This is a genomic window from Betaproteobacteria bacterium, from assembly GCA_009377585.1.
Classification (GTDB): Bacteria; Pseudomonadota; Gammaproteobacteria; order Burkholderiales; family WYBJ01; genus WYBJ01.
On record WHTS01000015.1, the window covers coordinates 1 to 10,659 of the forward strand.

10 protein-coding genes are annotated in these 10,659 nt (G+C 63.6%); 6 read left to right on the forward strand and 4 right to left on the reverse strand.

The window, feature by feature from the left end:
• Nucleotides 1–1,133: DUF4145 domain-containing protein (locus tag GEV05_07490; GenBank protein MPZ43227.1), on the forward strand; the 1,133-nt coding region annotated here is incomplete at its 5' end.
• Nucleotides 1,130–1,390, forward strand: a complete 261-nt coding sequence (locus tag GEV05_07495) for a hypothetical protein (GenBank protein ID MPZ43228.1) — start codon at nucleotides 1,130–1,132, stop codon at nucleotides 1,388–1,390. The genes GEV05_07490 and GEV05_07495, both read left to right, overlap by 4 nt.
• Before the next feature lie 160 nt (nucleotides 1,391–1,550).
• On the opposite strand, the gene GEV05_07500 is transcribed toward GEV05_07495, so the two are convergent.
• Nucleotides 1,551–2,423, reverse strand: coding sequence for a restriction endonuclease (locus GEV05_07500; protein MPZ43229.1), 873 nt, complete (start codon nucleotides 2,421–2,423; stop codon nucleotides 1,551–1,553).
• A 576-nt stretch (nucleotides 2,424–2,999) separates the two neighbouring features.
• Between GEV05_07500 and GEV05_07505 the strand changes: the two genes are divergently transcribed.
• Nucleotides 3,000–3,650 carry a hypothetical protein gene (locus tag GEV05_07505; protein MPZ43230.1) on the forward strand — a complete coding sequence of 217 codons (651 nt, stop codon included), beginning with the start codon at nucleotides 3,000–3,002 and terminating at the stop codon, nucleotides 3,648–3,650.
• 176 nt (nucleotides 3,651–3,826) lie between these two features.
• On the opposite strand, the gene GEV05_07510 is transcribed toward GEV05_07505, so the two are convergent.
• Together GEV05_07510 and GEV05_07515 are read right to left on the reverse strand one after the other, a co-directional pair.
• Nucleotides 3,827–5,266, reverse strand: a complete 1,440-nt coding sequence (locus GEV05_07510) for an Asp-tRNA(Asn)/Glu-tRNA(Gln) amidotransferase GatCAB subunit A (protein MPZ43231.1) — start codon at nucleotides 5,264–5,266, stop codon at nucleotides 3,827–3,829.
• Entirely contained in the window at nucleotides 5,266–5,448 is a 183-nt protein-coding gene (locus GEV05_07515) for a hypothetical protein (GenBank protein MPZ43232.1), read from the reverse strand. Before GEV05_07515 ends, GEV05_07510 begins: the two co-directional genes overlap by 1 nt.
• A 246-nt stretch (nucleotides 5,449–5,694) precedes the next feature.
• Here GEV05_07515 and GEV05_07520 point away from each other — a divergent pair, with 246 nt between their 5' ends.
• The 3 genes from GEV05_07520 (at nucleotide 5,695) to GEV05_07530 (ending at nucleotide 8,677) form a co-directional block, all read left to right on the forward strand.
• Complete coding sequence (locus GEV05_07520; protein ID MPZ43233.1) at nucleotides 5,695–6,306, forward strand: glutathione S-transferase; 612 nt, start codon at nucleotides 5,695–5,697, stop codon at nucleotides 6,304–6,306.
• Between the two features lie 169 nt (nucleotides 6,307–6,475).
• Nucleotides 6,476–7,015 (forward strand): AAA family ATPase, encoded by a 540-nt coding sequence (locus tag GEV05_07525; protein MPZ43234.1) that lies wholly within the window; start codon nucleotides 6,476–6,478, stop codon nucleotides 7,013–7,015.
• 693 nt (nucleotides 7,016–7,708) lie between these two features.
• Nucleotides 7,709–8,677: a tripartite tricarboxylate transporter substrate binding protein gene (locus GEV05_07530; GenBank protein MPZ43235.1), complete on the forward strand. Its 969-nt coding sequence runs from the start codon at nucleotides 7,709–7,711 to the stop codon at nucleotides 8,675–8,677.
• Between the two features lie 73 nt (nucleotides 8,678–8,750).
• Here GEV05_07530 and GEV05_07535 read toward each other — a convergent pair whose 3' ends face one another.
• Entirely contained in the window at nucleotides 8,751–9,692 is a 942-nt protein-coding gene (locus GEV05_07535) for a hypothetical protein (GenBank protein ID MPZ43236.1), read from the reverse strand.
• Nucleotides 9,693–10,659 lie beyond the last annotated feature (967 nt).

The window sequence follows — 10,659 nt, forward strand, 5'->3', positions numbered from 1 at the left end:
CCGCGGTCTTCGATGCGGCGGCGCGGGCGGAGGCAGCGGTCCATGCCGATCCGCGTACGGCCTGTTTCTATGCGCGGCGCACGCTCGAACTCGCGGTGCGCTGGGCGTACACGTTCGATCCGGCACTCAAGCTGCCCTACCAGGACAGTCTTTCGGCGTTGATTCACGAGCCGAGCTTCAAGCAGGCCGCCGGCGAGGCGGTGTTCAGCAAGGCGCGCGTGATCAACACGCTCGGCAACCAGGCCGTGCACGGCCATCGCGCGATTGTGTCCAACGATGCGCTCGTCGCGCTGCGCGAGCTGTTCCATGTCTGCTACTGGCTCGCGCGCACCTATGGCCGCGCGGACCGGCCGCCGCCGGGACTCGCGTTCAATGCGGCGCTGCTGCCGAAGCCGGCGCCCGCCGCGGTGCAAACAGCAGAGCAATTGCAGCGGCTGGAAGCGAGTCTGCACGAGCGCGACGAGAAGCTCGCGGCGCTGCTCTCAAACAAGGCGGTGCTCGATGAGGAGCTGCAGCGCCTGCGCGCCGAGGTGGCTGCGGCGAAGAAGGCCGCCGCTGCACAGCCCGACACGCACGACTACTCCGAAACTGAGACGCGCGACTATTTCATCGATCTCCTGCTCAAGGAGGCCGGCTGGCCGCTCGCTCAGGCTCGCGATCGCGAGTTCGAAGTCAGCGGCATGCCCAACCAGAAGGAACAGGGCTTCGTCGACTACGTTCTGTGGGGCGACGACGGCAAGCCGCTGGGCCTGGTGGAGGCCAAGCGCACTCGCCGCGACGCACGGGTCGGCCAGCAGCAGGCGAAGCTCTACGCCGACTGCCTGGAGCACCAGTTCGGGCAACGGCCGATCATCTTCTATACCAACGGCTATGAACACTGGCGCTGGGACGACACGCACTATCCGCCGCGCCGTGTGCAGGGATTCTTCAAAAAGGCCGAGCTGGAACTCATGATCCAGCGCCGCGGCACGCGCCGGCCGCTGGGTGAAGCGACCATTGACGGCAAGATCGTCGAACGCCACTACCAGATCTGTTCGCGCCGGGGCAGCACAAGGAACAGTTCTACCTCTTCGACTACTGCCAGAACCTCGAATACTTCAGCCAGGACATTCCGGCCACCGACGGAGCGTTGACCGAATCGCTCGGTAAGCGCCTGTTCAAAACGCGGCTCGAACTGATCGCGGAGCTGGACCAGCGGCAAGCGACTGAATCGCCGCTCAAAGCCGCGGAGATCAGAGATGCGGGGCTCGGTCATCCCGAGTCCGAGCCGGAAGTGCGGGCGCAAGTTGCCGCGCTGCTGCGAACCGAAGTTGCCGCGATGAACCTCGACAATTTCGTTGTCCGACCTCGTCGCAAGCTGATCGAGAAGTACCGGAACTCCGAGGCGTGACCAGATGGTCTCTTCAGCTCGGCGCAGATTGATGACCTGGTGCGTGTATTGGAGGCTGTGCGGGCGACGGCGATCGCTGCGTAATCGCTATCGACAGTGTAGGCAAAGTGCGGCGAGCGCCTGCTCTAAGAGAGCCGCACGGCCCCGTTCATTTTCATCTCTATGAAATGGGCCGTGTCGCCCGGCATCCTGGATAGCCCGAGCAACCCCAGAACTCATTGCCGGCCTTCGCTCCGCGCTTCGCGGTGCGCCGGACCATCGGTTTTCCGCAGGCGGGACAGTGCGGCTGGGAGACTGAGCTGAGCTCCGGAATCGATGGTGTTTGAACGACGCTCGAAGATGCAGCGGACTTCCGCATGGAGACGGACCTCGCCGGTTCGAGCAGCGTGTGAAGCTTCGGCGCGTCGAGCAGGTGGATGTTGCGGCCATCGGCAAACCCGTGCGCGGATTTTGTGAATCGCCCCGAAGTCACGACGAAACCGCCCGTCGCTCCGCTCGCCGCCATCACGCCATAGAGTTCTCGCACGACTTCCACACCGACGCTGAACGCCCGCCACTGCTTGCATTGGACGAGGAATCTTTCGCGGTCCCTGGTGAGAACCAGATCGATTCCTCCGTCCGCTCCACCACCCCCGGTCTCTTCCACCTTGTAGCCCTGAAGCCGAAACGCTTCGCCCACCAGCATCTCGAACTCGGCCCAAGTCATTCCATTCGCCACACGCGTCGCTTCGGCACGTGCGGCGTCACTGGCCAGGTCTTGTCGCTTCTTCCGGCGCACAGCTGAAACCAAGGCCCCGGCCAAGCAAATAAGCGGCAAGACGTATTGACTGGCGGAGGCTAAACCGCGCAACACAGCGCTCGTCGCGAACGTCCCGATCTGCCCAGGTTGGGTCGGTGGAGCAATCGGCTGCGAGGCGAAGCTGTGCAGAAGCAAGTAGAGGATGGGCGCCAGCGTTAAAGCAACCCACCACGGGACCGACGCCGCAAGATCCAACAACGCGTATGCCGTGCCGTTCCTGGCCCGTCTTGCCATGTATTGAGCTCTCTCGGCCTCTTTCGTGGTCGCCGTGTGCCCACTTGCCAAGAACATTAGCGGCCAATGGATCGATCCATTGAGCAGTGATGGTTTCATCGCAGATTCGCATGATGCCACGAGCACAAACGATCACCGAACGCCACGGACCAGGTCTCGCGAGGGGATCGTCCGATCGATTCAACCAGCCTGCTCGATCTTGCGCATCGTCCACCTGTCCCGACTGGCACAGAGATCGTTGTTCTTACTCACCAGTCGCTTGCTTAGTCGACAGATTCCCTAGAATTGCTTCCTGTAGCCATAGCTGAATGTGTCGCCCCACTTACTGACTCCTGAGTAAATGGGCTAAAAATGTAGCAAAATGCGCTACGTGAGATCCCTGGCCCATCATCTCTTTGGGCAGACGCGTTCCGACGTTCTGAAATGCGCTGCTGCTCCAACTGCAAGAGCGCTGTCACACGCATCAGCGCTGAAACGCGCCTCGTTGCCGCGTACAAGGCAGGCAAAGATTACGGTTACATTCAGTTTCTCGTCGCGAACCGCTTGGCCGACTCCTCCAACCGAAAGGGCTGACAGATGCCGTCGAACAAGTACACCCGCCCCACGCATTCGCTGCCGCCCCCGATCCCGCCGCTGCTGCAGCCGCAGCCGCCGATCGCACCGTTGGTGCCGCCGGTGCATGTCGTCGATCTCATGACCGAAGCCGGGTCGGCGGCCTTCGGCGCAATATGGCGGGGCCGGGAAGCGAAGCTCGTCGAGTGTCCCGCGTTCACCGATTCGCGGCCGGAATTCAAGACCACGTACGATGTGGAGCCCCACGCTGAATTGCTCGGCTTCGACGATTCGGAATGGGAGGTGGTCCCGCCTTCCGATCTCGGCGGCAAGCGCGGCGGCGGCATCGTATCGTTCTTCTGGTTTCGCACGGCGCTGACGATTCCAGCAAGCGCTTTGGGCTTCGAGACCGCCGGCGCGAAAGCGGTCTTGCGCGTCAACGTCGACGACTACGCGGAAGTATGGGTCAACGGCGAAATGCCACGCGCTGCTGGCCGCCCGAGCCCGGCGACCATCCAGGGATTCAACATGCCCAACCGCCTGGTGCTCGGCAGCAATCTCGTGTCGCCTGGCGACAGGTTCGAGATCGCCGTGTTTGCCATCAACGGGCCGATCTCGGCTGCGCCGGCCAACTTTCTCTGGTTCCGCGAGGCGAAAGTGGAGTTCTTCCGCTGATCGCTTTTGCTTCGGCGGTGTCTGCCAGTCTGAGCACGTGAAGCCGAGCGGATTGTCGAAGGGTTAGCGCGACGACCACCCCCTCCACGCGTAGCGTGTCGAGCCCCTCCTCGTCGAGAAGGGGAATCTTTCGCTACCTCGAATGCTGCACGCCATCGCCGGCACTGCCGTCGGCGTTATCTCCGTTCCACAACCGGAGGCCGCCGCCCCCGAGCGGGCGACACCGCTTCGTAGGCGTGCGCAATCTGCAGCAGAAGCGCCTCCTCGAACGGCCGCCCGATCAATTGCATGCCGATCGGCAGGCCGGACTTCGTGAAGCCGCAGGGAACGCTGATTGCCGGCAAGCCGGTCCCGTTACTGGGGCTCGTGTTTCTCGATACGCTCCCCGAGCCGGGACCGCGCACGGGGTGCGTCTTGCCGCCCACGACGACGTTGTTGTCGGCGATGCGCGGGGCGGGAATCGGGGCCGTGGGCGTCACCAGAACGTCGACCTCCTGCAGCACGCGGGCGTGTTCTTCCTTGATGAGGCGCTGGACCTTCATCCCTTTCGCATAATCCGTTCCCAAAACGAACTGACCCGCCAGAGTGCGATAGAGAACATGGGGGCCGTAGTCCGCGCGGCCCTTCTTGATCAGCAGTTCGTGCGTGACCACAGTGTCTGCCATGGTAGGAAGGCGCATGGCGCCCGCGTACTTCATCATCGGAAGCGACACTTTCCGTGATGTCATGCCGAGCGCTTCCAGCGCGACGATGGCTTGCCGGACGGCGGCCTCGACCTCGGGATCGAGCATCTCGAAATAATGATTGGCGGGCACCCCGATCCGGAGTCCGCGGACGTCCTTCCCCAGGTGCTCGGTGTAGTCCGGAACGGGAACCGGCACGGTGCTCGGATCGAGCGGGTCGTAGCCGGCCATCACCTGCAACATCAGCGCGCAGTCGCGCACCGTTCGGGTCATGGGGCCGATGTGATCGCCGTTGTAGCTCGTCACCATGAGCCCGCGTTGGCTCACGCGGCCGAACGTCTGCTTCAGCCCCACGATCCCGCAGAACGTTCCGGGCAGGCGCACCGAGCCGCCGAAGTCCGTGCCGAGCGATGCGAAGGTGACGCCGGAGGCCACGTTGGCGCCGCCGCCGCCGCTCGATCCGCCGGGTACGTGATCGAGGTTCCACGGATTGTGCACTGCCCCGTAGTGCATGTTGTTGGAGGTCATGCCGGCGGCGAATTCCTCCAGGTTCTCCTTGCCGACGATGACCGCACCCGCCTGCTTGCAGCGCCGCACCACCTCGGCGTCTTCGTCCGGAACGTAATCCGCCAACACCTTCGAGCCGACCGTCGATCGAATGCCGGCGGTAGCGAGATTATCCTTGATGCCGATCGGAATTCCATGGAGAGGGCCGCGATACTCGCCGCGCATCAGGGCAGCCTCGGCCTCCTTCGCCTGACGCCTCGCCCCGTCGTAGAGGATGGTGATGAAGGAGTAGAGCAGGGGCTGCAGCCGCTCGGCTCTAGCGAGCGCCGCTTCGGTCAGCTCGACCGGCGAAACTTGCTTCTTTTGGATCGCAGCAGCGGCATCGGATAACGTGAGCTGTAGTAAATCGTCCGCGCTCATGGCCATCACTCCGCCACGCGCAGCAAACGGCTGGAGAAAAGCGCCGAGAGATCGAGCTCATCGAGCTGCTCCACGGCCGCGATGTAGTTCTCCAGTTCGGGCCATACGAGCTCGAGCTCCACGTCGGAGAGCGGGATGCCGTTGTAGTCCTTGATCATGGCTTTGAGCGTTTCGGGCGATAGCTTCATACGGTGCTCCCGACAGGTGGAGACGACATCGTACTCTGGGCGTGGACTGGCGGGGGAAGGTCGAACTATGTGCGATGCAAACGCGTCTGCTGTCGCGGAAGAAGGGCGAGACACGGCCGCGACGAAGCGGTTCGACCTGATGAGAACCGAGACGTCCAACGTTGCCGCGCCACTCTAAGCCAATGGACGCCCGGCGCGCGAAAGCCGCATACTTCGCGCGACGCTTCACGAGAGACGCGACGTGCCATGAAGCTCTACATCACCCCGGGCTCACCGTATGCCCGCATCGTGCGGATCGTAATCCTGGAGAAGGGCTTGCAGGACCGCGTGGAGATCGTATTCGCGCGGACGCGCCTCGCGGACAGCCCCTACTACCAGGTCAATCCTTCCGGACGCGTTCCTTACCTCGTGCGCGACGACGGCGTCGGCATGGAAGAGTCGGCGTTCATCTGCGACTATCTGGATCGCCTATCCGGTTCTTCGGGCCCGGACTTTCGCGGGCACGGGCAGGATTGGGAGGCGCGACGTCTGGAAGCGCTCGCCCGCAGCATGATGGACGGGCTGGCGGTCTGGAGCCGCGAGCTCGGGCGCCCGCGTGACGAGCAATCGCCGACCGTGATCGCACACGAGCGCGCGCGCAGCGAACGCATGGCGGACTTGTGGGAGCGCGAGATCGATCGTCCATGGATGCACGGTCCCCTCGACCTGGCGCAGACTACGCTGGGTTGCGCGCTCGGGCTCGAAGCGAGGATTGCGGATTTCCGCTGGCGCGACGGGCGGCCGAAGCTGTGCGCGTGGTACGGGCCGATTGCAGCAAGGCCGTCGTTCCAGGCGACGGTGCCGGTCGAGAGACATTGACCGTGCCTTTTGGGTAACGGTCCGAAGAGCCGGCATGGCTACGCCGCTTCAAAGACTGCGAAAAGCCGAGTCGGCGCCAAGGGCCCGCGCATGGATGCTCGAGGCGTTGGATGCCGTCCTACAGGGTCGGGAAAGTGCAGAACATGGATGACCCATCGCAAGGCGCATGATGGCTAAGGCGAAGCGAAGGTCCGGTCGTCGACCGCGCTGCATTGTCATTGCCGGCCCGAACGGTGCGGGGAAAACGACGTTCGCTCGGGATTTTCTGCCGAAGGAAGCCAGCCTCATTCACTTCGTGAACGCCGATCTGATCGCAAGCGGTCTTTCGCCGCTCGCGCCTCGCGCAGCCGCATTGGCTGCAGGAAGGCTGGTCCTGGCCGAGATCGATCGCCTGGTGAGGGCACGCGAGAGTTTCGCGTTCGAGAGCACGTTGAGTGGTATTGGTTACGCTAGCCGCCTGCGGAAGATGAAGCGAGTTGGATATCGTATCGAAATCGTCTACTTGAAGCTGCGCTCGCCTCGCCTGGCGATGGGACGCATAAGAACGCGTGTCAGGCAAGGCGGCCACAATGTCCCGAAGGCAGACGTGATCCGGCGTTTCGCGCGCGGTTGGCGGAACTTCGAACGCGTTTATCGTCCGCTCGCAGACCGGTGGTCGGTGTACGATAATTCGGCTTCGTCCCCATCTCTGGTGGAGCAGTTTCCGTGAGTCGGAATGCCAAGCCGAAGCCGAACGAATTATCGAAAGCTGTCGCCCGTTCGCTCCGCCGTGCGGCCAAGCAGGCGCGCAAGATCGCGAAGATGCACGGGACGCCGATCTACGTCATGAAGAACGGGAAGGTCGTCGCCGAGAAGCCGTAGCGGCTTTGGACCACCGACTCCCCGCATAGCGTGTTGCGCGCCTCCTTGGCAAAGAGGTGAATTGTTTTGAAGTCCACCACAAGCGCTGCGCTCCATCCCCGGCAACGCCCCGAATAGAGCCGTTCGAGCCGCGCCTGGAAAGTACGTGAAGGTCACCACGGCCAGCGAGCCGTTCAAAGCCCTCCGTACCGGCGCCGCTGCCACCTAATCGGCCGGCCGCTCGTCGGGTCGCCTGCAATGGTTGCCTGATTCAGGCGCGCGAGATATCGCCTGTCCCGGTTCATTCGACCCGGATAGGCGGAGCCATGCCACTGTCGCCCTGAAAGCGTTCGAGTTGCTTGACTGCTGCTGAAAACGGCAGATACTGCGAATGTCATAGCCGCCGCAGCACAATGGAATAGCATGTGATTCGTGATGCGTGTTGCCGTGGCGCCGAAGTACACACACCAAACATCGACGTTGGATGCGGAGGAAACACGATCGAGATGAGATGAAACAGGTTTAGCGCCCTATGGGGCGAACAACCGGAGGAGGATCAGAAATGAAAGCTGGCTATCGTACCTGGCTCCTTTGTCTGATCTGCGGCTTGACGTGGCTCGCGCCGGCCGCGGCGCAATATCCCAACCGTCCGATTCGCTTCGTCGTACCGTTCCCGCCCGGGGGCGGCACCGACACGATGGCGCGGGCGATCGGCACCCGCCTCGGTGAAGCGTTGGGGCAACAGATCGTGATCGACAACCGCGGAGGGGGCGGCGCCAACATCGGTGCGGCGCTCGCGGCGGCATCGCAACCCGATGGCCATACCTGGTTCCTCATGACCGGTACGCATACGGTCAACGCCACCCTCTATCGCAAGCTCGGCTACGACCTCGTCAAGGATTTCGTGCCGGTAACGCACCTCGGCGGTACGGCCTACGTCGTGGTCGTGCATCCTTCGATACCGGCGAAGTCGGTGAAGGAACTGGTCGCGCTCGCGAAGGCGCAGCCGGGTGAGCTCCGCCATTCGTCATCGGGCATCGGCAGCGGCCCGCATCTCGCCGGCGAGCTCTTCAAGAACATGACGGGCGTCCACATGCTGCACGTGCCCTACAAGGGTGGCGGACCCTCGGTGCTGGCGCTGGTCGGGGGCGAGGCCAAGGTCGGGTTCACAACCACACCTTCATGCATCACCCAGCTCAAGGCGGGTCGATTGCGCGGGCTTGCGGTCAGCACGGCACAGCGCTCGCCTTTCCTGCCGGATCTGCCGACAGTCGCGGAAGCCGGCGTTCCGGGCTACGAGACCAGCGCCTGGTACGGGCTGGTGATGCCGACCGGCACGTCCAAGGAAATCGTCAGCCAAGTGAATGCGAAAACGGCCAAGGTCCTGACGCTGTCGGATGTGCGAGCGCGGCTCGATGCCACCGGGATGGTTCCCCAGACCAGCAGCCCGGAAGAGCTTAATGCGAAGATTCATGCCGAAGTTGCCAAGTGGGCGAAAGTGGTGAAGGCTCTCGGCTTGAAGGTTGACTGAATCCCTGTCCGCCTTCGGCGAGCGACCATGGAGGGCAAAGAAACGCATCGAGCGCCTCGCACACGAACCCGTCTTACGGGGTAGGCAGCGCGGAACGCCCGCCAGCCGCACCGACCTCCCGGCGCGGCTCGCCGAAGAATTCCCGCATCAGGAAATCTTCCAGTCCGGCGTCATCGGCCGGGCGCGCGGAAAGCACGACATCGCGCCCGAGGCGATCCGATTCCCAGAGGAATTCGCCCGACTCGTGTTCGCGGATGATCGCGATCATGCGGCGGATGACGGCGTGCTCGATGTCGCGGTACTCGCCCTTGCGCACTTCGATCCGCTGACTCGTGTTGCGGCGGATCTCCTTGTTCCAGCCGAAGAAGAGAAATTCGGCGTTGCTGTAGTGCAGGCGCGTGATCTGGAAGATGCCGCCGCCCGGGTTGCGCGAGCCGCCGAAAACCGGCGTTCGCCCGAGACCGAGATTCCGAGCCACGATCTGGTTGCGCCTCGCCTCCTCGTCGGACTGGGTCGATTGCACGCTCGATGGCGTTGGCGGCGAGGCCGATTCGCCGCGCGCACGCCGTCGCGCTTCGATGTACGAGGAAAGATCGCCGGCGCGGGGCGGTTCGGCTGGTTCCGGCGCGACCGGCTCGGGCGGCATAGCCGGCACAGCGGGCACAGCCGGTAACGTCGCCTCCGGGGCCGGCGGGGCGGTCATGATCGGGGGCGGCGCGGGTCGCTTGGAAGGCGCAGGCGCCGGAATGGACTTAGGCGGCGGTGGCTTCGCTGCCCGAGGCGCGGAGATCGCGGGACGCGATGGCGGCGTGCGCGGCGCGGACGGCGGAACGAATGCGGGCTTGGGCACCGACACCGGCGCCTCGAGTGCCGGCCGTCTGGGCTCCAGCTCCACGGCGAGCGGCTCCGGATCCGCGAGGCGCGGCGCAAGTCGCAGCGGCGGCAGAAAGTACAGGACCGCAATATGAAGGAGCACGGACAGCAATACCGTGATCCACAACACAGGGACAGCCACGGTATCGCGACGCGGCGAAAAGGCCGCCGTTCCGGCGTCTATCGAGTACTCGGGCGGAAGAAGGTGCAACTTTGGAAGGCCTGTTTGAAGTCATTATGTCAGACCGCCGCGGCCAGCGTCGGTGCCTCGCTGCAGACGTTTGCGGCGGGCGAGATACCCGCCGTCCGCGGCCTTGTCGCTTCCGGCCCTCGCCACCCCCTCCTTGTGACCCTCGTGACAGGAGGGGAAAGCTACACCTTGTCAACGCGCAACCGTTCTCGTAGGAAGAGGGGAAAGCACCAGCCCGCGACTTCCCCTCCTTGACAAGGAGGGGCGGAACGCGACTGCGTCGCGGACGGGGTGGCCTTGTCAGGAGGGCGCGGACGATGGCCTCGAATTCCCCGGCACCGTACGTTCTCTATCGGGTGCGCATTCAGAGGGTTCGGCGAGCCCGCACGCGTCGGCTCCTTGTCGACTTTCCAGCAGATCCAGTAGCCCGGAAGCAGGACGGCTGGTGCCTCGTGGAAAAGCGCCCCGTACGCGACGGCAACGACATCGGCATGCATGCCGATGAGCGCCCTGCAAGCGAGGGTCGAGCGATGTCATGGACTACGGAAAGCTCGATAGACGTCGAGCCGACGAAGACTTCGCGCGCCCCAAGTATGGAAAAGGCATGCGGCCGCGCAGCGAGGCTGAAGAATGCCGGAGCCGGCCGCGCATGAGCGTTTTCGCGTTCGGCATCGTGCGAGCTCGAAAAACACCTTGACGTCGAGATACTTTACACATTCGAACAGCATTATTGCGCCATCATAGGGAGGGTCGCATACTCCTCGTGAGTCGAGGAGCGCTGATCGTCGACTGAACAACCGTCGATCCAACATTTGACATCGCGTCTGGTATGCAGGCTGGCTATTGATTGCAGGTCGTGCGAGCCGATAGGGTGAGCTCTATTGGCCCGCATTGATTTCACCGCCGGGGAGGTCGAGCG

Coding starts and splice junctions, on each gene's coding strand:
- GEV05_07500 (MPZ43229.1), bottom strand. CDS start 2,423: ATGGCAAGACGGGCCAGGAACGGCACGGCATACGCGTTGTTGGATCTT.
- GEV05_07505 (MPZ43230.1), top strand. CDS start 3,000: ATGCCGTCGAACAAGTACACCCGCCCCACGCATTCGCTGCCGCCCCCG.
- GEV05_07510 (MPZ43231.1), bottom strand. CDS start 5,266: ATGGCCATGAGCGCGGACGATTTACTACAGCTCACGTTATCCGATGCC.
- GEV05_07515 (MPZ43232.1), bottom strand. CDS start 5,448: ATGAAGCTATCGCCCGAAACGCTCAAAGCCATGATCAAGGACTACAAC.
- GEV05_07520 (MPZ43233.1), top strand. CDS start 5,695: ATGAAGCTCTACATCACCCCGGGCTCACCGTATGCCCGCATCGTGCGG.
- GEV05_07525 (MPZ43234.1), top strand. CDS start 6,476: ATGGCTAAGGCGAAGCGAAGGTCCGGTCGTCGACCGCGCTGCATTGTC.
- GEV05_07530 (MPZ43235.1), top strand. CDS start 7,709: ATGAAAGCTGGCTATCGTACCTGGCTCCTTTGTCTGATCTGCGGCTTG.